This window comes from Variovorax sp. SRS16, assembly GCF_901827165.1.
Taxonomy (GTDB): Bacteria; Pseudomonadota; Gammaproteobacteria; order Burkholderiales; family Burkholderiaceae_C; genus Variovorax.
Map to the genome: position 1 here is coordinate 1,509,097 of NZ_LR594666.1, position 21,536 is coordinate 1,530,632.

Genomic DNA, 21,536 nt, shown 5'->3' on the forward strand with positions numbered 1-21,536 from the left:
GGCAAGATCACGATGACTTTGCCAGACACATACGATGGGCCGCCCGTCTCGTGAGCTGACCAATAGCTTCGGCCGCGGCTTCGGTGTCGACAACCTGGAGCTCATGCGGCGCTTCTTCCTGGCGTCTCCACGGTCCGCGATTTCCGAGACAGCGTCTCGGAAATCCGGCGCCGAAGGAACTGGCGACGAATCCGAGGCAGTGTTTCGGAACTTCGCCTCGCGGAGCTGGCGCAGGCGTTCACGCTGCGCCGGTCCGCCCTCAGCCTGAAGCGCGGGCATCCTGCATTTCGGCAGCTTCGCAGAAGCGTTCCAGTGACCACTCTCGTCCGAGCAAGAACATCCGGGTCTGCAGCCGATCGAGCGCCTGAGCAGGAACGGCACGCCCCAGGTAAGTGAGCTTCTTGTTGCGAAGATCGGCGAATCCCGATTCGTACCGCCGCGCCAGGCTGAGCCAGAGGGCGTGTGCGCCTGGCGACTGACGCGCGCCCGTCATCAGACAGATCCCGGTGGCGAGCGCCCAGTCATAGACGGCCGTCGCGATGCCGCGTCGTTGGTATTGCGCCCGGTAGCGCGAGTGGGGAGAGCGCAGATGCCGGTCTGCGCGACGGCCCACCTCGACCAGTCTATTGAAGACGGTACAGCCCGCAAGACATCCGCGACGCACGTCTTCGACATACGCGTAGAACTCGCCGTCGGCCTCTCTGATGCGAATCTTCAGGTCGGGATCGTGAAGATCGAAAGCCGGCAGGCCGTGCAGCCGGTCACCCGGCGAATGGATGCGCTCGTAAGTCGTGGCGAGCGACTCGTCGAATTCCGGGGATAGCGAGCCGACATCGACCCGAAGTTCTGCCGGCCGATGAAACGGAATTCGGAAATGAGGGAAAGGCAATGCAATATTCATGGCGGCCAATGACATCGGTGGAGGAGGGGGCTCGATTCAAGGCGAGCCGTTCGTGCAGGAGGTCGGATCCCAGGTTTCGACGCCCGGCGATGACGCAGCCATCGCTCGCTCGTAGCGGTGCAGCCATATCCAGATCGCGGCAGAGCCGCAGGCAAGCGAACCGATCTTGCGCGTCAGGCCCATAAGATTCGCCAGTCGCCCTTCGGCCCGAACAATCAACTCATACCGTTGCATGTCCTTCTCGAGGATTCGTGCCTCACGACCGCTGAGTTCCGCCAGGATATCTTTCGCATAAGCATGCGGGCTCTTGATGCGCAGGAACATCACGGGCTCGACCAATGCGTCCAGGTCAAGGTCTACATAGGTGTGGATCTCGGGCTTGCGCATGACGACCTTGGCGCCATGCGCGTCCCGTACCATCTGCTGGGCTTCCTCCAGAGCGCATTCATCCGCGGCGTAAATCCGCCCACCCCGGCCTTCGCAGAGGACCAGGTACCGGTCGGGGCGTGACATCCAGTCCACCACGCCACGGTTCGCGAAGATTTGAAGTCCTTTCGCGCCGGCCAGCAGCGATTGCCGAAGCGGATAGCCGGCGAGCCTGTCTTCACTGAACATTCACGTCTCCTTGTCGGCAGAAATAGGTGTGAGTTCCGGGCATGGTCTGAGCGCCACCAATCGTGCGTCGACTGCTTGGCCACCACGAAGGGGCAACCGGACCACCGCGCCGATCGCGTGGCCGATCAGCGCCAAGCCGATGAAGCTGAGCAGAGATACCCGGCCTTGCGTGATGTCGGCAGCTGCGGGAGACACCAGCGTGAACGCAACAGGCGCACTTGCCCCGGGAAATTGCGCGTCGATGGTCCAGTTCAGGCTGGCGATGTCCCGTCGTCGGCAGGCAGCCGGGCGCAGCGTCGCAGCGCGGAGCACCTTCAGAGCCAACTCGCCGAGATTGATCTCCACGTCGCGCAGCCGCAGCCATCGCTCGGCCGCGTCGCTCAAAAGGGTCGCTTCCCCTGTCGTCAAAAAGCGCAGGGTGTTCATGCGGCCCTCCTGCGCTGCCCGACAGCCACTTGTTCGCGTCGAATCGGACGCGCGGACGATGCGGCGACCTCGGTCTTCGGGTCGATCCGGAGATCGTGCGGCACCAGCAGGACGTCACGGCTCGACCACCACAGCACGCGTTGCGCGATGCTTCCGAAAAGGAAGTCCGTGAAAGCCGAACTCCGACGCTTGCCGACGACGAGAAGGTCGGCGTTCGCGTGCTGTTGCTGAACGACCGCCTGGCGCGCCGCATCGCCCTTGCCGATGGCGGCGACGACCCTGTTGCGACGCGCATTCGACGAGTCGCTCAAGGAGAAAATGCGCTCGTGCGCATCGCGCATGCTTTCATGTCGATAGGCCCTGATCGCCTGCTCGGACACATCCGCATAGCGCAGCTTGCCCTCATGCATCGTATTCAATGCATGAAACAGTTCGACCTGGGCGTCGCTGTCGAGTGACCAGGCCAACTTCACCAGCTTCCTGGACTCTGGCGTGAAGTCGACTGCCACCAGGATGCGGCGGTAGCGATGGAATACCTCCAGTCGCGCGAGCAGGATCGGACAAGGAACGACGCGCAGAAGACGCTCGATGGGTTGCCCGCAGAAAAAGGCCCTGGCGGATTTTTCTCGATGCTCGCCGATCACCAGCATGTCGACCCATTGGGCCTCTTCGGCAATCGCCTCCAAACGGCCGCTCGTATCGGATACGTTCTTCACAAGAATGCCGAAGCGCGTGTGGACCTCGGCGGCGAGTCGCCTCACGCCTTCGCCTGCATCGGCGTTCTCGCAAGCAATGAAGTCCTTGGGCGCATAGATGATCTTGAGCAACGCGCGATGCTGCGCCGCGAGCACGGCCGCGCGAAAGACGGTGCGGTTGCCCTGCCCCGAAAGGTCGGTGACGGCGAGAATGGATTGGATGTTCATGGTTGCTCTCCTGAAGACATGGGACTGCGTCGTCATGTCGATGCGCGCCAGGTTGGCACGAAGTTGGGCAGGTCGCAGCGCGGCCGAGGTCCAGTCGGCCCTGCTGAGTCGTGGCTGTCCCGCGCAGTTCTGAAAGCCGAACCGCGTTCTGATGAATGCGGGCTCGACGGACCGCCAGACAGGCTCTAGCGTCGGTGAAAGCGCGAGATGCGGCCGAGGCAGAAGAGGCGAAACACCAAAGGGGAACGTGCGACGTCGTCCGTCAGCAGCGAAGCTCTAGAAGCTTGGGTTGGTGCATGGCTATTCCAGGAACCCGGCTTGCATTTGCAAGTGAGATCGCGACCGCGCGGGACTGGTGCCCGACGGTCAAAGAATTGCGCTAGAAGAGGAGAGGCTGACCGCCGGGCTCAGGAAAGTGCGAGCGTCTGCTGCGACCTTGCCATGGGTCGAGCGAACTCCAAGGCACACGACGTGTGAGTCGCCAACATCGCAAAGCCGACCTGGCCTTGAACTGTGTTGAAAGTATGCGCCTTGATTTGCATGCGCCGAGTCTATGAGACCTTGGCGAAAGCGACAACAGTACCCCCACACCTCCTGCCAGATTGAGGCGACTCAGTCTTGGATCGCAACCCGTGAGTCTTCCAATGTCAGTCCGTGCGAAGGGCACTGAGCCGAGTCATTCTGGCAAGGAAGGTGGGGGCATCGCTTGGCCGCTGCAGCATCACCGCATAGACTCGTGACATGCGATTCCCGCGTTTCCACCGTTGCTGCAGCGCTTCCACGATGCCCTTTGCATTCTTGGCAAGCGTCGGGGCGTTCGCATGGCGCGAAGTTGTCACACTGGGATTGCGACAGCCGGCCGCACATCCCTGAGCCCGGCGATCCACTCCACCTTCAGCGCAACCATTGATCGCCGGGCGCCAGCCCAGCGCGACTGCGGGCCGCCGCTCTTGCGGCGCCTGCGAACTCGAATGGAGTGCGTCATGCATGCAACGATTCACGGCGAGCGCACGCTCACCGACCGGGATTTCTCACGCCTCGCCAAGTTGTTCGGCGGCCAGCTTCCGCCCGATCTGGCGGATCTGCTGTCGGCCACCGAAGTTGTAGCCTCGCGGGACGTCCCGCCGAAGGTCATCACCATGTATTCGCAGGTCGAGTTGGTCGACCCGCACACGCTGCGCCGCCAGAAGCTGACGATCTGCTTTCCGGGCGATGCCAAGCCCGCCGCGGGCTTCATTTCCATCCTTTCCCCGGTGGGGCTGAGTCTGTTGGGGTTGAAGGAAGGCGCCGTCGCCCGATGGCTCATGCCCAGCGGCGAAGAGTGTTCGGCAGAAGTGGCCTCGGTCCTCTTCCAGCCCGAGGCAAGCGGCGACTACACGATGTAGCGCGCTCGAGCGTCGCGGCGCTCGACCTATCTCTTCAACACGCCCGTCCAGACCAGGGAGGGGCGCGTTCATCTCTCGTGCGGGCGATCGCCCGAGGGGGATATCCGTGGAGTGACCCTGCCTCGTTGCCACGTATATCAAGTTATGCAGCCAGGAGGCCGCGCTCTCTTGTGACCGGGGCGAGGTATCCGTTTGCCGAGTGAATGCGCACCCGGTGATAGAAGCCCTCGATCCAGTCCAGGATGTCCAAGCGTGCCTGAGCGCGAGTGTCGTAGCGTACCTGGTAGATGCGCTCGACCTTCAAGGTCTTGAAGAAGCTTTCCATCGCCGCGTTGTCCCCGCAATTGGCCTTCCTGCTCATCGACATCGTGATTCGTATTTCTGCGACAGCACGCTAGGGCTGCTCCGACTGCGACTGCCAGGGCATGCCCCGCATGCGCTCGCGCTTTTCTTCATCGTCGAAGTGCACCAGCGAAGGCTTGATCAGGTCGCTGCGCGCGACGATACCCACCAGCGTCAGCGACTCCGTGTCCTTCACGACCGGCAGCCGCTCCAGCCGATGGCGCGCCAGCCGCGTCGCCACGGTGCGGCAGCTTTCGGCGGCCAGCGCCACCAGCGGCTCGGCGTCGCCGCACGCGTCACCCACCGTCGCGGCCGGCACCCGGGCGCTGTGGGACGCGAGCGCGGTGCGGTCGACCATGCCGATCAGCGCACCGTCGCGCAGCACCGGGAAGGCGCGGTGCAGCTGGCCCGATCCGAAGTAGGTGGCGATCGCCTCGTCCACCGGCATGCCGGCGTCGAGGGTCCGGACCTCGCGCGTCATCACTTCCTCGACGAAGTGGCGCTCCAATGGATCGATGCCGTACTCGCGGTAGATGTGATAGCCGCGGCGCGCGATCTTCTCGGTCAGGATCGAGCGGCGCATGGTCAGCACGGTGAAGCCATAGGCCACGGCCGAGGTGGCGATCAGGGGCAGCAGCGCATTGCTGTCGTTGGTGAGCCCGAAGGCGAAGATGGTCGCCGTCAGCGGCGCACGCATGACGCCGGCCAGGGTGGCGGCCATGCACACCATGGGCCACAGCATCGGATCGTTGCCGGGCAGCACCCGGCTCAGTGCCACGCCGACGCCGGCGCCCATCATCAAGAGCGGCGCCAGCACGCCGCCCGAGGTGCCGGAGCCCAGCGCGATGACCCAGATCACCGCCTTCACCGCCAGCAGCGCCAGCACCACGCCGATGGCCAGGTGGTTGTGCAGCAGGTCGCCGATCACGTCATAGCCGACGCCGAGCGCGCGCGGCTCCAGGTAGCCACCGATGCCCACCGCCACGCCGCCGATGGCCGGCCACCACATCCAGTGCAGCGGCAGCTTGCCGAACAGGTCCTCGACCTTGTAGAGCGAAGCCGACAGCGCCGCCGCCAGCGCGCCGCACAGCAGCCCGGCGATCACGCACGACATCATCGCGAGCGGGCCGGGCACCGCGGTCTGCAGCGGGAACAGCGGCCCCGGCGCCATGAGCAGCGGCCGGCAGAAGCCCGCGACCGCGCAGGCCACGGCAACCGGCAGCAGGCTGCGCGGACGCAGCTCGAAAAGCAGCAGTTCGACCGCCAGCAGCACCGCCGCGACCGGCGTGCCGAAGACCGCCGTCATCCCGGCCGTCGCGCCGGCCACCAGCAGCGCCTTGCGTTCGGCCGAGGTGAGGTGGAAGTACTGCGCGATCAGCGAGCCGATGGCGCCGCCGGTCATGATGATCGGCCCTTCGGCGCCGAACGGGCCGCCGCTGCCGATCACGATGCCCGAGGAGATCGGCTTGAGCAGCGCGACCTTCGGCGACATCTTGCTCTTGCCGAAGAGGATGGCTTCGATCGCCTCGGGAATGCCGTGCCCGCGGATCTTGTCCGAGCCGTAGCGCGCCATCACGCCGACGATCAGGCCGCCGATGACCGGGACCACGATGACCCAGGCGCCGAGCGTGTTGTCGGCCGGCGAGCGGTCGGCGATCGAGAAGGTCTGGAAGAAGAACAGGTTGTTGAAGAAGCGGATGAGGTCCAGCAGCACGTAGGCTGCCGCGGTGCTGAGCGCACCGATCACGGCGGCCATGGCCGTGATGCGCAGCAGGCGTGCATTGAGGGCGAAGTCGCCGCGATGGAGATGCGTCATGGTGATGGGGGATAGTCGATCTGGGGAATCTGGAACACGCCTTTCAGCGATTTGAGTTCGGCGCGGTGCAGGTCGGCCAGCCGGTGCAGCACCTGCTCGCCCTGGTCGAGGAGGTGCACCTCGACCTGCCGGCGATCGATCTCGCTGGGCCGGCGTTCGACGAGGTTCAGCGTCTCGCAGCGCGTGACCAGCGCCACCGCGCCATGCGCCTGCATCTGCAGGCGGTCGGCGAGCTCGCCGACGGTCGCCCACTTGCGGCCGGGAAATCCCTTGATGTGGAGCAGCAGCAGGTATTGCTGCGGCGTGATGCCTTCGCCCTGTGCCGCCCGCTCGGAGAAGCGCTCGAAGCGGCGCATCTGGTAGCGGAATTCGGACAGCGATTCGAAGTCTTTCTTGGCAAGCGTTCGCGCATTCACAGGCAGGCAGGCACAGCAACAGGGGGTTCCGTTTATATCACGACGTGACATAAAAGAAACCCTGGCCGCCTTTCGATGCCGGCACCGAGGCGCGTTGCGCAAGAAGAAGATCCCGAAGCGGGGCGCCCGTGCGGGCGCTGGACTGTGGCGGCTACGGCTCCTCGCGGCGTTCGGCCATCGCGTGCGCGAGGCGCGCCAGTTCAGGATCGCTCAGCAGGCGCTCGGCCATCGGCAGCAGCTCGGCATCCTCGAACGCGGTGTGGCGCTCGCACAGCGATGCCAGCGCGTCGACCTCCGCCGACGGCATCCCGGCATTCCCGCCCTGGGCGACGGCGTCGAGCGCCGCGCGCACCCGATGCCACCGTGCTTCGAGCGCGCGGTGCTCCGCCGTCAGATCGGCCGCCATCTGCCGGATGCAGACCGCGTCCGAGCCGGCCATCGATTCGAGCAGCGCGGGAAAGAGATCGACTTCCTGATCCGAGCGATGCCATTCGAGCGTGGCCTGGAAAGCCTGGCTCAGTGCGTTCAGCGCGGTGCGGATGCTCTCGCGCTCTTGCGCTGCACCGGGTTCGTCCAGACGGTGCGCCAGGCTTCTCAGCGACGCGCACTGCTGCCGGAGCCGGTCCTGGCCAGCGAGGTGCAGCGCCAGCGGCGGTGCCGAGGCGGCGCTCGACCGTGTCGCGCAGGGCGTCCTGGCGTTCATCTGTCCGCGTTCCTGGCTCAGGCCATGGCCTGCCAGTCGGCTGCACGGATGCGGTCGTCCACCACGCCGCGCACGCCGGGCGTGTTCTCGGCGGCCACGCGCGCCGCGTCCCGCTGCGCCTCGTGCTCGATCATGCCGTGGAAGCTCACGATCCCGTCGATGACCGACAGGTGCGACCAATGCGGATTCCACCACTCCTGCTGGTCGAGTTCCGCCGTCAGGCGGGCCTGGATCTCTTCGTCGCAATGCGGGCAGTCCGGCTGCTTCTCGCTGTGAGCGAGCAATGCCGCGACAAGGTCGGCGCTGGTCACGATCCCGACCAGCCGCTTGCCGCGCAGCACCGGCACGCGGCGCAGCTGGCGCGTGGTCAGCAGCAGGGCGATCTGCGCCAGCGGCGTGTCCTCGGTCACCGACACCGTGCCGCAGGTCATGATGTCCGCTGCCCGCGTCCCGTGCGATCGCACATAGCGCAGCGGCGGCGCGCTGCGCTGGATCAGCCGGCTCCACCAAGGCCGGGGCGCGCAGCGATCGGCTTCGGCCTCGTAGCGATGCAGCAGGTCGGATTCGCTCACGATGCCGACCAGCTGGTCCGCATCCAGCACGGGCACGCCGCTGATATGGCGCTCGCGCATCAAGGCCGTGATGTCGTTCACCGGTGTGAGGGGCGAGACGGTGATCACCGGCGATGTCATGATTTCTCTTGCAAACATGGTGCACTCCTTTGTCTTGAGTCCGGTCCATCCGCCAACAGGCGTGGATACATCTTCGAACTTTGGGGTCGGCAAGTAAAACGAATTCAAATGCCATTGAGTGCAATAAGATTGCATTGAAGACCAGAATGCAGCAGAACAACCCATGGACATCAACCTCGCGAAGACCTTTCTGGAGATCGTGTCGAGCGGCTCCTTCCTGCGCGCGGCCGAGCGTCTTCATCTGACGCAGACGGCCATCAGCGCGCGCGTGCGTTCGCTCGAGGAACTGCTGGGCCGCACGCTGTTCGTGCGCAACCGCGCGGGCGCCACGCTGACGCCGGCCGGCGAGCGCTTCCGGCGCTATGCCTTGATCCTGGTGCAGGCCTGGCAACAGGCCCAGCACCAGATGCAGGTGCCGCCCGGCCGGCAGGCCGTGCTCACGGTGGGTTGCGAAGTGAGCCTCTGGGAGCCCTTGCTGCTCAACTGGCTGCTGTGGATGCGCCGCGCCGCGCCGCAACTGGCGCTGCGCACCGAAGTCGGCCTGTCGGAGCAATTGCTGAGCCGGGTCTCGGAAGGCACGCTCGACATCGCCGTGATGTATGCGCCGCACCAGCGGCCCGGCCTGCGGATCGAACTGCTGATCGAGGAGAAGCTCGTGATGGTGACGACCTCTCCCGGCGGCCACGCGCCCAAGGCCGACGACTACGTGTATGTGGACTGGGGCCAGGAATTCGCCGTGCAGCACGACCTGGCCTTTCCCGATCTGTCGGGTGCCGGCGTGTCGGCGAGCCTGGGCCCGCTGGGCCGCGAATACCTGCTGGCGGCCGGCGGCTCGGGCTACTTCCGGCTGGACGTCGTGCGCGGCCACCTCGCATCGGGCCGCCTGCACCGCGTGCCGGGCGCACCCGAGTTCCTGTACCCCGCCTACGCCGTCTATTCGGAGAGCGCCGAGGCCGAGAGCGTCGGCCCCGGGCTGGACGGGCTGCGGCAGGTCGTCAAGCCGCGGCCGGCCGGGCGCCGGCTCAGTGCACCTGCTGCGCGACGGCCAGGTCGGGCAGCACGTCCATGATGCGCAGCGTCTCCTGCACCACCTGGCTGAACACCGGCGCCGCCACCAGGCCGCCGAAGTACTTGCCGGCGCTCGGCTCGTCGATCATCACCGCGACGATGATGCGCGGCTTGTCGATCGGCGACATGCCCGTGTACCAGGCGCGGTACTTGTTGCCGGCGTAGCCCTTGCCTTCCTGCTTGTGCGCGGTGCCGGTCTTGCCGCCGACCGAATAGCCCTCGGTCTGCGCCAGTGGCGCGGTGCCGCCGGGCGACGCCGCCATGTGCATCATCTTGCGGACCTCGCTGGCGACCTCCGGCGAGAAGACCCTCACGCCGATCGGCGGCACGCTAGCCTTCACCAGCGTCACCGGAATGATCTTGCCGTTGTTCGCGAAGGCCGTGTAGGCATGTGCGATCTGGAACAGCGAGGCCGACAGCCCGTAGCCGTAGGACATGGTGGCCTGCTCGATCGGCCGCCACGACTTCCACGGCCGCAGCCGCCCGGTGACCGCGCCGGGGAACACCGTCTGCGGCTTCTGGCCGAAACCCATCGCGGTGAACGAATCCCACATCTCGTGGGCCGTCATGCGCTGCGAGATCTTGGTCGCGCCGACGTTGCTGGACTTCTGGATCACGCCTTCGACCGTCAGCACGCCGAAGTTCTCGTCGTCGTGGATGGTCGCCCCGGACACGGTGATGCGGCCCGGGTTGGTGTCGATGATCGTGGTCGGCTTGACGCGGCCCAGCTCGAGCGCGGTCGCGACCGTGACCGGCTTCATCGTCGAGCCCGGCTCGAACACGTCGGTCATCGCGCGGTTGCGCAGCTGTTCGCCGGTGAGGTTGTGGCGGTCGTTGGGGTCGAAGCTCGGGTAGTTCGCCATCGCCAGCAGTTCGCCGCTGACCGCATCGACCACCACCACGCTGCCGGCCCGGGCCTTGTTGGCGATCACCGCATCGCGCAGCTTCTCGTAGGCCACCGACTGGATCCGATCGTCCAGGCTGAGCTGGATGTCCTTGCCTTCGATCGGCGGCACCTGCTCGCCCGTGTCCTCGACGACGGCGCCGAGCCGGTCCTTGATGACGCGGCGCGAACCGGCCTTGCCGGCGAGTTCCTTGTCGAAGGCGAGTTCGATTCCTTCCTGGCCGGTGTTCTCGACGTTGGTGAAGCCGGCCACGTGCGCCGCGGCTTCGCCCATCGGATAGCGGCGCTTGTATTCCTTGCGCAAGTGGATGCCCTTGATGTCGAGCTCGGCGATCTGCCGCGCCACCGGATCGTCGACCTGCCGCTTGAGCCAGACGAAAGACTTGTCGTCGTCGTCGAGCTTCTGGTCGAGGTCCTTCTGCGGCATGCCCAGCAGCTTGGCGACCTGCCTGAGCTTGGCCTTGACGGCGGGGTCGTCGCGCTCGACGTTCTCGGGTACGGCCCAGATGCTCGGCGACGGGATGTCGGACGCCAGGATCAGGCCATTGCGGTCGAGGATGCGGCCTCGGTCCGCCGGCAGCTCGAGCGTGCGCACGAAGCGCACCTCGCCCTGGTGCTGGAAGAAACTGTTGTCGATCACCTGCACGAAGACCGCGCGGGCCGCCAGCATCAGGAAACCGAACGCGATGCCGGCGACGATCAGCTTGCTGCGCCAGACCGGGGTCTTGCTGGCAAGCAGGGGACTTCTTGCGTACTGGACGCTCTGGCCGCGCTGACTCATTGACTTGTCATTCCCACGTCTCCTGTCGGTGTGGGATGTAGAGGGGAGGAGGCCGGTGAAGTTCCGGGCCGTTCGATCGTGCCTGTGCCAGTCGATGCATGGGCGTCGACGTTCACGGCGAGGGCGGCGCGTTGCCGTCTTCCTCGTTGGAGGAAGCGAACAGGTCCCAGACCGCCATGAACAGTGCCGCGATCACCGGCCCGATCACGAAGCCGTTGATGCCGAAGAGCGCGATGCCGCCGATGGTCGACATCAGCACGACGTAGTCGGGCATCTGGGTGTCCTTGCCGACGAGGAGCGGCCGCAGGATGTTGTCCACCAGGCCGACCACGAAGACGCCAATGAAGATCAGCGTCAACCCTTGCCAGATCGCGCCGGTGGCGAGGAAGTAGATGGCCACCGGCAGCCAGATCAGCGCCGCGCCCACGGCCGGCAGCAGCGAGAGAAAAGCCATCAGCACGCCCCAGAGCAGCGCCCCCTGCACGCCCAGGAACCAGAAGCTCAGCCCGCCGATGATGCCCTGCGCCGCGGCGACCGCGACGTTGCCCTTGATGGTGGCGCGGATGACGGTGGTGAACTTGTTCAGCAGGTAGTGCGTGTGCGGCTTGGCGAGCGGCAGCGAATTGCGGATCGTCTTCGACAGATCGCCGCCGTCGCGCAAGAGGAAGAACAGCAGGTACAGCATGATCGCGAAGCTCACCAGGAAGTCGAAGGTGTTCTGGCCGATGCTGAGCGCGTGCGCGGCAATGGCCTGGCTGCCTTGCGCGGCGCCGGCGGAGATGCGGCTGATGAGGCCTTCGACGTTGCCCAGCCCGAAGCGGTCCAGCAGGTTGAGCGCCCAGTGCGGAATGGCATTGACCACCTGCTGGAAGTAGTTGGCGAAGTTGATGTCGCCCGAGCGGATCTTCTGCGATACCAGCGACACCTCGTCGACCAGCGAGACGGTGATCACGCTCAGCGGGATGACCACCACCACCAGCGCCAGCGACAGCGTGGCGATGGCCGCCAGGTTGCGCCGGTTGCCCATCTTCCTGGCCAGCCGCTTGTAGGCCGGTGTGAACAGGATCGCCAGCGCCATGCCCCACATCACCGCGCCGAAGAAGGGAAACAGGATCCAGCCGAAGGCGATCGTGACCGCGAACAGCAGGAACAGGAAGACGCCGCGTTGAAGCTGGGGGGAATTCATAGGCAGATCGACTGTAGCCGACCTTGGCCCTGCCGCACCCGCGGCGCAGTCAGCGCGCGCGCGGCAGCGCCACCGGCGCCAGCGTCGCGCGCAGGCGCTCGTCGGCGCCGGGGCCGGCCGTGGCCTCGACCTCCAGCGCTTCCTCGACGTTGCCGATGTGGTCGAGCATCAACTGCCGCGCGCGCGCCGTGTCGCCGGCCTCGAGCGCAGCGACGATGGCCGCGTGCTCGGCGCACGATTGCGCCGCCTCGTGCGTCGACTGGAACAGCGTGGCCGCCAGCGTGGTGCGCGCCGTGAGGTCGCGCAGCACGTCGCACAGCAGCCGGTGGCCCATCTGGTCGGCCAGGCAGACATGGAAATCGGCCAGGAGGAAGGCGCGCGTGGCGGCATCGGCGCCGGCGATTGCGCGCTTCTCGTCGGCGATGTGTTCGCGCAGCTTGCGGATCACCTTCGCGAGCGGCCGCCCGGCTTCGGCCAGGATGCCGGCCTCGACGATGCGGCGCGCCGCGAAGGCATCGCGCGCCTCCTCGGCCGAAGGTTCGACCACGTACCAGCCGCGGCGCGACTGCACCTCGACGAAGCCGCGCGCCTGCAGCTGCATCAGCGCCTCGCGCACCATCGTGCGGCTCACACCGAAGTTTTCCGCCAGCGCCTGCTCGCCCAGCCGTTCGCCGGGCGCGAGCTTCTGCGCCAGGATGGCCTCGACGACGCGCTCGGCGATGGTGGTCGGTGTGATGTCGGTCATGGGGCGTCAGTGTGCCAGCGGGATCGCGCCGGGCAGGACGGCCGGCGAACCGGCTTCGGCCAGCGGCTCGTCCTCGGGCGAATGGGTGCCATTGAGCACTGCGTGCGCGCGCTCGCGGTCGATGTCGCCTTCCCAGGCCGCGATCGCGACCGTGGCGACGCAGTTGCCGACCAGGTTGCCCAGGGCGCGCGCGATGCCCATGAACCAGTCGACCGACAGCACCAGCACCAGGCCGATGGCGGGGATCGCCGGGATCGCATGCAGCGTCGCGGCCAGCACCACGATCGCCGAGCCCGGCACGCCGTGCGCACCCTTGGAAGTGACCAGCGCGATCGCCAGGATGGTCAGCAGGTCGGTCATCGAGACCGGCGTGTTGGTGGCCTGGGCGATGAACACCGCGGCCAGCGTGATGTAGATCGAGAAGGCGTCGAGGTTGAATGAATAGCCCGTCGGGATCACCAGGCCCACGGTCGAATCGCGGATGCCCATGTAGCGCAGCTTGGCCATGATCTGCGGCAGCACCGCATCGGAGGAGGTGGTCGCGAAGACGATCGCGAGCTCCTCGCGCAGGTAGCGCAGCAGCTTCATGAGGCTGAAGCCCGACAGGCGCATCACCAGCCCCAGCACCACGAACACGAAGATCAGCACCGAGACGAAATAGAGCGCGACCAGCATGCCGAGTTGCTTCAGCGACCCGATGCCGTACTGGCCCACCGTGAAGGCGATCGCGCCCAGCACGCCCAGCGGTGCCAGCTTGATGATGATGCCCATGATCTTGAACAGCACCAGCGAGAGCGCGTCGACCACCACGGCGACCGGCTTGCCGCGCTCGCCCAGGAGCGTCAGCGCGCAGCCGAACAGTACCGCGAACAGCAGCACCTGCAGCACGTCGCCGGTCGCGAAGGCGTTGACCACGGAGGTCGGGATCAGCTTCATCAGGAAGTCGACCGTGCCGCCGTGGGTGAGCTTGTCGGCGTTCGATGCGTAGCTTGCCATCGCGCTGGGATCGAGCTTGCCCGGGTCGACGTTCATGCCGACGCCGGGCTTGAAGACGAAGGCCAGCACCAGCCCGAGCCCCAGCGCGATGGTGGTCAGCACCTCGAAGTAGACCAGCGCCTTGACGCCGACGCGCCCGACGCGCTTCAGGTCGCCCGCGCCGGCGATGCCGTGCACCACCACGCAGAATACCAGCACCGGAATGATCATCTTGATCAGCTTGATGAAGCCGTCGCCGAGCGGCTGCAGCTTGGCGGCGAAGGCCGGAAAGAACAGGCCCACCGCCACGCCGAGCACCAGCGCGATGACCACCTGACCGAAGAGAGACTTGGCGAAACGGGGCATGGGAGATCTCCGTGATGTTTGCATGCAAGAAGTTATTTATCTTGCATACAAGCAATGTAGGCAAGATTTGGGATTTTGCTGTGCGGGTATTCCCGAGTCGAAAGCCGCCCCGCATGCGAGCGCGGGCGTCGATGCAGAATTCAGGCCAACGCCGATGACCGAGAACCCTGGCCCCCTCGACACCGCCATCGCGCTGCTGCGCTCGGCGCGGCGCATCGCCGTGCTCTCTGGCGCGGGGCTGTCGAAGGCCTCGGGCATTCCGACCTACCGCGAGGCCGACGGCTTGTGGATGCAGCAGGGCGCGCTGAAGTTCTCGCATGCCGACGACCTGCAGCGGGACCCGGCCGGCTTCACCCGCTTCTGGGCCGAGCGCCTCGCGGCGGTGGAGGCGGCCGAGCCCAATCCGGGCCACCTGGCATTGGCGGAGTTGCAGCGCTTGCGTCCGGCGACGCGGCTCATCACGCAGAACGTCGACGGCCTCCTGACCCGCGCCGGCGGCCTGGACGTGCTGGAACTGCACGGTTCGCTGCGCCGCTGGCGCTGCGATCATTGCGGCAACCGGCACGGACCGTGGCCGCTGCACCGATGCCTGCGCTGCGGCTCGCATGCGCGCCCGGATGTCGTGATGTTCGGCGAGATGCTGAACCCCGGCGTGCTGCTCGACGCCCAGATGGCGGCAGAGGAGGCCGACGTTTTCCTGCTGGTCGGCAGCACGGCGATCGTCTACCCCGCGGCCGACCTGCCGCTGGCGTCGCTCGCCAAGGGCGGCCGGCTCATCACGCTCGACGTCGCGCCCCTGCACCTCGACGCTTCGGCGGCCGTGGTACTGCGCGGCGCGGCGGAGCTTCTGCTGCCGCGCTTGCTGGTCGGAATCCGCGACTGAGCGGCGCCGCGGCCGGTCCGACGCGGGTCAATCATCGAAGCGTCGCTTGGTTTTCGGAGTCCTGGGCGTCTTCAGCAACGCTTGCTTCTCTCCTTCCGACTCTCCGGACACGTCGCTCCATGAATTGATGCGTCGATCGATCTTCGGCATTTTCGCCGGGGCCCGGTTGCTCGCCGGGAGGCTCTTTGCGAGGGTGGGGTGCTTTTCGATCTTCTTCATTTCCCTGGCAATGACCGCTGCCCTCGATGATGCCTCCATCTGCGCCTTCGCCTCCGACTCTTTCTTCGACTGCGCCAACTTCCGTCCGGCTTGCTGGATCTCGGGCGCTTTCGCAACGTCGTCCGCGCGGCTCGCTTTTTTGCGCTTGATATCGCCTTCCAGCAGGTCTTGTTCGACGCTTTGCTGATAGTCGCAGAAGCGCTGCAATTCGTTCCAGAGGTTCAAGTCACGGGCGGGGTGCGACATCCCCCAGGTCTTGTGCAGGAATTCGCGTGACCTCTGCATGAAGGCTGCCAACCCCTCTTTCGGGTTGACGTATCGGGCAACCAGTTTCGAGCGTACTGCGGCCAGGAATCTGTCGGAGTGAACAAGCTCCTTGAGCGCCTCGGACTCCAAACCCTCGGCCATCTGGGACGCCGACAGAAGCTTGCTGTCTTCGACGGTCTCCATCCAGGCGGAACCGTAATGTCGAAGAAACACGGACACATGGGGAAGCGCCTGCATCGGGCCTGCCATGCGGAAAGTCATGCCCAGGCAGGTGCGCGCCAGATGGTTCTGGATGAAGTCGCGTTGCGCGATCGAAGGCTCGCCGGATGCCGCCTTGCAAACGGCAAGCCGCATGACCGAATGCATGCCGAGGGCTTCCAGCAGGTCGAGGAACGGAGACGCGTCACCGCGGTCCTCGCCCGTGACGAGGTCGTGAATCTGCAGCACCAGCGCGTGAAGGCCCACGTATTCATTCTCGAGAACGTCGAGTTCGATCAGGCGGACTCCGGCGAAGGTCTGGAATTCCGCGAGATAGTCGCCTTCCCGGATTTCCAGCCGAAACGTCGATCCTCCCGGATGGATGCCGGCCAGCATTTGTTCCAGCACATCACGCGGTGTGTCCAGCGCAATCACCTGGGCTGCGCGCTGGCGCCATTTGGCCTTGTGCTCGACCCGCGCGATGCGGTGGACCTCGTTCGTCAGCACGCCGAGCAGGACCAGGATGGGCACGGTGGCCACCGCCCCCGCGATGCCCCCTGTCAACGCGGTGGCGACGCCGCCGAGCACCAGTCCGGTCGCGACGGTGGCGCCGGTCGTCAGGGGGATGCTGACGGCACCCCTGATCTCGCGGAACTTGCCGAAGGCCTTGCCGGCGCTGGCGTCGCGAAGCAGCCGATCCTGTCCTGCGCTGAGACTGGCGACGATGCCCGCCAGCAGTGCGTGCTTGGGATGTCCGGCATGAGCCGCTACCACGGCGCTCATCGCGGCCTTGCGCAGTTTCGCCAGCCGTATCTGTTCGCGCCGATACTTCTGTTCCTGCTTGCCCTGGTGAATGTCGATGGCGCTGCTCGCAATGCCCAGCGGTGACAGCGCCGCGCCGGCGGCGGCGGTTGCACCGGTGGTCACCGCCATGCCGGCGATCTGCACGCCGGTCGAGGCGAGCGTCATCGGCGGCAACACGACGGCCCTGTTGAGAATGTCGTCCTTCAGGGCAGCCCTGGCTGCGCGCTCTTCCTTGGTCGGTTCGAGCAGTTGTCGGGCCGCCTGGTCGAATTGCAGGTAGTGCTTCGCCTCCTTCGGCGTTGCGGCCCACAGAAAGCGAAGGAATCGCTCGGCATCGTTGAGATGCCGCAGTTGCGCCTCGATGCGGGTGTCGCTGCTGTGCAATTGCACGGCAGCGCGGGCGGCTTGCACGGCGTCGACGCCGCCCGCCACGACGCCCACGAGGGGCAGGGCGTTGGCCGCACCCGGGACGGCGGCGCTCGCGGCGCCGGCGATACCGAAGTCCAATCTCGTTGCGGTCTGCGTGGTCAAGGTACCCAGGACTCCCTGCATCTTCTTGAGGCTCAGCAGCTCGTCCATGGGCTTGTCGCTTGCATAGTTGTTGCCGGTCCTGCGCGGGCTGTGGGTCAGGCTGCGTGCGACGCGCTTCATGCGATTGAAGCCTGTCTGGATCTTCTTCTCCGTCTCGGCATTGTGCTCGAGGAAGCGCTCCGCATAGGTCTTTCCGGACCTGACCCATTGCGTCTCCCTTTGAAGCTGGCCTTCTTCCGAAGGCACCAGCTCCTGTACTTCCACGTAGTTCTTGCGCCCGATCCTGTCGGTCTGATGCTTTCTCGCAAAGTCGTATTTGCGGTCGAAGTCGGATTGCAAGAGGGCGCGTTGCTGCTGAAGCTTTTCGGGATCGAGACCGAAGAGAGGATCCGGCTCGTCGGTCGCACGGCGCGGCGAAACGATGGGCGTGTCGCTCTCGCTGCTCGAGGAAATGCGCGTCATGCCGTCCCCGGATTCATGAAGTCGGTGCGCCATGTCGAGCCTGGGTACGAAGGCCGGACGGCGCGTGCGTCGCGAATCGGAGAGGCTGAGCCGATTCCCGGTCGTGTCAGGCCCCCAGGGCCGCAGCGCTTCGCCAGCCTGTGAGAAAAAGCTGCCGCTCTCGGCGACCTTGATGCGCATGACAGAGCGGCCGCCTTCGCTGCCTGGCGCCGGCGCATTCGGGTCGGGCTTGCGCAAGGTCTTGCGCAGCCGCCTGACATCCCTCACCGTCTCCACCGTCGCATCGCCCGTCGTCCGGGTCCGCTGGATCTTGTTGCGCCTGCCGATGTTGTCCATGAATGACTCCCTTTCATTGATTCGTTCAGACCCGTGCGCCCGCAAGCGGCGCGAGTTCCGCACCTTTCCGTTCTGCGTCGAGCGCTTCATCCACCGCGCTCCTCCATTCGGCGAGCATCGGAACCATGTGTTCCTGAAGCACGAGCGCGAGGTCGAGCTCTTCATCGAGCAATGCCTGCAGCGGCACGTGGTACGCGACGATCGGATGCCGTGTCTCGGGATGCATGCTGAAGGTCGGCAGGCAAAGGCTGGTATTGCCGAGATTGGCCTCCAGCAAGAGCGCGAGCAGCTCGCTTCTTGTGTCGACTTCTGTTTCTCCGAGGTCCATGAGAATGCGGACCTCTTCTCGCGCGTCGAGATATTCGATGCCGATCAGCGTGTCGTCCACCTGCAGAAGGCCGCGATGCAATACCTCGTCGGACTGCTCGATGCCGAGGTCATCGCAAAAGTCTTCCACGAATCGAGCGTAGTCTTCTCTGCTCATGCGTGCTCCTTGAAGCGTGGTGATGAATGAATTCCTCACTCTTCGTAACGCGGTCCCTGCCGCCGTTCCAGTCATGCGCGATTTGCGCAAGTCTTTTCATGCAGACCGAGAAGAGGCCCCATCGAGGGGCGAATGAGTCGCCATCTTGAGGCGTCTTTCATCGACGTTGCCCCATCGAAGGGCGGGTCTGCGTCGATCGACCCTTCGCGCGAATGCCGCGCTCAGGGGTTCGCCTATTCATCGGGGTTTCGGTTCGTCTTCGGCGCTTCGCGCGCCGGCACGATGGGCGTCGGCATCACCTCCGAGTGCGGCGTCGGCGTCCTTGGCGTGCGCGGGCTCCCTGGCGTTCTCAGCGTTCTCGAGGGTGTCTGCGTCCTCGGGCTGCTGCGCGTCCGCAAGGTCCTCGGTGTCCTCGGGGTCGTGGGCGTCCTCGGGCTCGTCGGCGGCGTCTCGTCCTGCCGCGCAGCATCGGATCGTCCGCTCGATGAATCGAGGCTTCGATGAATCGCCGGTATCAGCGGCTTCCTTTCCGTCCCCTTCTTTTCCTTCTCCTCTTGTTTGTGACTGATCAAGGGGCCGTGGCTCCGACTCAGCGTCGGCTCCAATGCGGCAATCGGCGGACCGGCCTTGGCGTTCGCCGACCGCACCGCGCGGGCTGCCAGGTCGTTCCCCGAGACTCGCCATTCGGCCGGGCCGGTCCTCGCGGCGTTCTTGCGTCCGTCTTTCTGCCTCGACTTCATCTCCTCGGTCTTCGTTGGCGCCGCTTGCGCACGCATTTCCTGCACCTGGAGGCAATAGGCGCGAAAGCGCTGCAACTCGTTGTAGAGGTTCAGGTCGTAGGAGGGATGCGGTCCGTCCCGGGTCTTGCTCAGGAACTCGCCCGTTGTCTTGATGAAGGCCGCCATGCCCTCCTTCGGATCGGCATATCGGGCCATCAATTTCCATCGGACTCGGTCGTAGAAATCATCGGTGCCCACGGTCTTGGGCATCTTGTCGTGGACCTTCATCCACGCGAGCCTGAAGGCGTCGAGAAAGACCGACACGTGGGGGAGCGCCTGCGTTGCGCCCTCCATCCGGAACTTCATTCCCAGCAGGGGCGCAAGGTAGTTCTGGATGTAGTCCGCCCGCAATTCTGATGGCTTGGCCGCGGCGGACTTGCACAGGGCCAGCAGATCGACTTCGTTGACGTCGAGCGCATTCAGCAGCGCGGTGAAGGGCGCCGCGGCATCGGCATCGCGGGCCAGGATGAAGTCCTGAACTTGCAGTGCCAGCCCTCGAAGCGCGGCGTACTCGTTGTCGCGAACGTTGAAGTCGATCGGGCGGATGCCGGCAAAGGTCTGGAACTGGGCCAGGTATTCGCCTTCTCCGATATTCACCTGGAAGTTCGAGCCGTCGGGATGCGTGCCGGCCAGCTTTTGCTCCAGCACCTTGCGCGGCATATGGAAGGCCAGGGCGCAAACGCCGCGCTGGCGCCATTTCGACGTGTGCTCGGCCCTGGCCCGGCGACGGGCTCGCACCGTGAGCAAAGCCGCCATGACCAGGGCCGGCACGGCCACCACCGCCGCCACGGCGCCCCCCGTTGCGGCAGTGGCCACGCCGCCGGCGACCAGGGCGGTTGTCACGGCGCCAGCCACACTCAAGGGCATGCTCGTGGCGGATTTGATTTCCCGGGCCTTGGCAAATACGTATTCGACCTTGGCCTGGCGAATCAATCGATCCTGCTGCGCGTTCAGCCCGGCAACGATGCCCGCCAGAAGTGCGTATCGAGGATGCCCGGCACAAGACCTCAGCACCTCGGCCATTGCCTCCTTGCGCTCGATCGCCGACTCGCGCTGTGCCTGTCTGCGCGCCTGCTCCTGCTTGCTCAAATGAATATCGAGGCCTGCGCTGGCTATGGTCAATGGCGCCAACGCCGCACTCGCATAGCCGACGGCGGGAGAGCCGACCACGAGGTTGGCGATCTGGACGGAGGTCGACGCCGCGGTGGACACCGGCTGCACGACCCCACCCTTGGCGGCGTCCGTCTTGACCGCGGCGTGGGTCGCTCGCACTTCCCTGGTTCGACCGAGCAGCTTCTGGGCTGCCTGGCAGAACACCAGATAGTTCTGCGCCTCCTCCGGCGTCGCGTTCTCCAGGTAGAGCATGAATCGACGCGCGTCTTCGCAGTGACGCAGATCCGCCTTGGCCTGGGCCTTGCTGCTGAGCAATCCGGTATAGGTGTCCAGGACGTCCAGGGTGTCGGCGATCGAAGCCGGCACGCTGGCAAAGCCCAGCGCCCCGCCGATCGCCGAGGTATGGACGCCGGCGGCGCCGACAATGGAGGCATCGATCTTTCCCTCGGTGAGCATGCCAGAGGCGAACACGACCGGCTCCAGCTTCCTGTTGTTCAGCAGCCCCTCCGTGCCCTTGTCGCTCGCATAGTTGCTGCCGTACCGGCGGTGGGTACCGGTCAGGTTGCGCATCAAGGCCTTCGCACGGTTCGTGCCCGCCGCTGCTTGTTTTCCCGCCTTGCTGTTGCTTGCCTGGAGGCGCTCGGCCCGGGTCGGTTCGATTCTGAGCAACTGCGTCTCCGTTCCGGTTTCGCCATCCGTCTTCGTGTAGGGCCTTTGCTTCGCCTCGTAGTTCTTGCTGTCGGCCTTCGCGTGCTGCCGGCGCCTGGCATGCTGGTACCAGATCGTGAAGGTGTTCTTCATCGCCGCTCTGGCTTCGGCCAGCTTTTCCGGATCTATCCCGAAGGCGTCCGCCGACGCGTCGTCCGTGAACATCGGGCGCGGAGAAATCGTCCGCTCGTAGTCGCCGTGCGAGGGGTGCAATGGCTCCTCGTCATCGAACTCATCCTGCGACGATGTGCTCCACGCTTCTTCTTCCGAGGACTCGCTTCGCAGCACGAAACTCCCCGGCTCTTCGTCCAGCCAGGCCGGCATCGTTTCCGATGCGCTGTCCAGGGAGACCGAAGAGAGGTTCGACATGTTGTCGTTGATTGCAGAGAAGGCCGAACGCGAGCGCGGCGGCGACAGCGCACCGGGTTCTCCTGCGGCCGCTTCGGAACGTGGGGGCCGCGAAGACCGTGGGGTATGGGCAAAGGAAGCGCCACCTGGAGCGACGCGG

The 21,536-nt window shown here is 65.7% G+C and carries 18 protein-coding genes and 1 pseudogene; 3 read left to right on the forward strand and 16 right to left on the reverse strand.

Annotated features, from left to right (window positions below; genetic code table 11):
- Positions 1–259: 259 nt before the first annotated feature.
- Genes E5P2_RS07300 through E5P2_RS07315 form a run of 4 tightly spaced genes read right to left on the reverse strand, consistent with a single transcriptional unit; the run spans position 260 to position 2,865 of the window.
- Positions 260–901: an N-acetyltransferase gene (locus tag E5P2_RS07300; RefSeq protein ID WP_162570379.1), complete on the reverse strand. Its 642-nt coding sequence runs from the start codon at positions 899–901 to the stop codon at positions 260–262.
- Positions 902–937: 36 nt separating this feature from the next.
- Entirely contained in the window at positions 938–1,516 is a 579-nt protein-coding gene (locus tag E5P2_RS07305) for a hypothetical protein (RefSeq protein WP_162566466.1), read from the reverse strand.
- Positions 1,517–1,942: a GreA/GreB family elongation factor gene (locus tag E5P2_RS07310; RefSeq protein ID WP_162566467.1), complete on the reverse strand. Its 426-nt coding sequence runs from the start codon at positions 1,940–1,942 to the stop codon at positions 1,517–1,519.
- On the reverse strand, positions 1,939–2,865 hold the full coding sequence (locus E5P2_RS07315; protein ID WP_232080614.1) for a universal stress protein: 927 nt from the start codon (positions 2,863–2,865) through the stop codon (positions 1,939–1,941). The genes E5P2_RS07310 and E5P2_RS07315 overlap by 4 nt, the downstream gene beginning before the upstream one ends.
- A gap of 983 nt (positions 2,866–3,848) precedes the next feature.
- Between E5P2_RS07315 and E5P2_RS07320 the strand changes: the two genes are divergently transcribed.
- Positions 3,849–4,250, forward strand: a complete 402-nt coding sequence (locus E5P2_RS07320; RefSeq protein WP_162566469.1) for a GreA/GreB family elongation factor — start codon at positions 3,849–3,851, stop codon at positions 4,248–4,250.
- Positions 4,251–4,392: 142 nt separating this feature from the next.
- Here the strand turns inward: E5P2_RS07320 and E5P2_RS07325 are convergent.
- The 5 genes and pseudogenes from E5P2_RS07325 to E5P2_RS07345 all read right to left on the reverse strand — a co-directional run.
- Positions 4,393–4,644, reverse strand: a pseudogene (locus E5P2_RS07325) (integrase core domain-containing protein); the annotation flags it as partial.
- Positions 4,645–6,408 (reverse strand): chloride channel protein, encoded by a 1,764-nt coding sequence (locus E5P2_RS07330; protein WP_162566471.1) that lies wholly within the window; start codon positions 6,406–6,408, stop codon positions 4,645–4,647.
- On the reverse strand, positions 6,405–6,875 hold the full coding sequence (locus E5P2_RS07335) for a MarR family winged helix-turn-helix transcriptional regulator (protein ID WP_443083446.1): 471 nt from the start codon (positions 6,873–6,875) through the stop codon (positions 6,405–6,407). The genes E5P2_RS07330 and E5P2_RS07335 overlap by 4 nt, the downstream gene beginning before the upstream one ends.
- Before the next feature lie 100 nt (positions 6,876–6,975).
- On the reverse strand, positions 6,976–7,527 hold the full coding sequence (locus E5P2_RS07340; protein WP_162566472.1) for a hemerythrin domain-containing protein: 552 nt from the start codon (positions 7,525–7,527) through the stop codon (positions 6,976–6,978).
- A gap of 17 nt (positions 7,528–7,544) precedes the next feature.
- Positions 7,545–8,237: a CBS domain-containing protein gene (locus E5P2_RS07345; RefSeq protein ID WP_162566473.1), complete on the reverse strand. Its 693-nt coding sequence runs from the start codon at positions 8,235–8,237 to the stop codon at positions 7,545–7,547.
- 145 nt (positions 8,238–8,382) lie between these two features.
- Between E5P2_RS07345 and E5P2_RS07350 the strand changes: the two genes are divergently transcribed.
- Entirely contained in the window at positions 8,383–9,288 is a 906-nt protein-coding gene (locus E5P2_RS07350; RefSeq protein WP_162566474.1) for a LysR family transcriptional regulator, read from the forward strand.
- Here E5P2_RS07350 and E5P2_RS07355 read toward each other — a convergent pair.
- From E5P2_RS07355 to E5P2_RS07370, 4 genes are all read right to left on the reverse strand, one after another.
- On the reverse strand, positions 9,242–10,972 hold the full coding sequence (locus E5P2_RS07355; RefSeq protein ID WP_162566475.1) for a peptidoglycan D,D-transpeptidase FtsI family protein: 1,731 nt from the start codon (positions 10,970–10,972) through the stop codon (positions 9,242–9,244). The genes E5P2_RS07350 and E5P2_RS07355 overlap by 47 nt on opposite strands.
- Positions 10,973–11,084: 112 nt before the next feature.
- Positions 11,085–12,158: an AI-2E family transporter gene (locus E5P2_RS07360; protein WP_162566476.1), complete on the reverse strand. Its 1,074-nt coding sequence runs from the start codon at positions 12,156–12,158 to the stop codon at positions 11,085–11,087.
- A 49-nt stretch (positions 12,159–12,207) separates the two neighbouring features.
- Positions 12,208–12,903 (reverse strand): GntR family transcriptional regulator, encoded by a 696-nt coding sequence (locus tag E5P2_RS07365; RefSeq protein ID WP_162566477.1) that lies wholly within the window; start codon positions 12,901–12,903, stop codon positions 12,208–12,210.
- Positions 12,904–12,909: 6 nt separating this feature from the next.
- Positions 12,910–14,244 (reverse strand): C4-dicarboxylate transporter DctA, encoded by a 1,335-nt coding sequence (locus E5P2_RS07370; protein WP_162566478.1) that lies wholly within the window; start codon positions 14,242–14,244, stop codon positions 12,910–12,912.
- Positions 14,245–14,398: 154 nt separating this feature from the next.
- Between E5P2_RS07370 and E5P2_RS07375 the strand changes: the two genes are divergently transcribed.
- Positions 14,399–15,127 (forward strand): SIR2 family NAD-dependent protein deacylase, encoded by a 729-nt coding sequence (locus tag E5P2_RS07375; RefSeq protein WP_162566479.1) that lies wholly within the window; start codon positions 14,399–14,401, stop codon positions 15,125–15,127.
- A gap of 27 nt (positions 15,128–15,154) precedes the next feature.
- On the opposite strand, the gene E5P2_RS07380 is transcribed toward E5P2_RS07375, so the two are convergent.
- From E5P2_RS07380 to E5P2_RS07390, 3 genes are all read right to left on the reverse strand, one after another.
- Positions 15,155–17,944, reverse strand: coding sequence for a hypothetical protein (locus E5P2_RS07380; protein WP_162566480.1), 2,790 nt, complete (start codon positions 17,942–17,944; stop codon positions 15,155–15,157).
- 25 nt (positions 17,945–17,969) lie between these two features.
- Positions 17,970–18,518 (reverse strand): CesT family type III secretion system chaperone, encoded by a 549-nt coding sequence (locus E5P2_RS07385; protein ID WP_162566481.1) that lies wholly within the window; start codon positions 18,516–18,518, stop codon positions 17,970–17,972.
- Positions 18,519–18,661: 143 nt separating this feature from the next.
- Complete coding sequence (locus tag E5P2_RS07390; RefSeq protein WP_162566482.1) at positions 18,662–21,397, reverse strand: hypothetical protein; 2,736 nt, start codon at positions 21,395–21,397, stop codon at positions 18,662–18,664.
- Positions 21,398–21,536 lie beyond the last annotated feature (139 nt).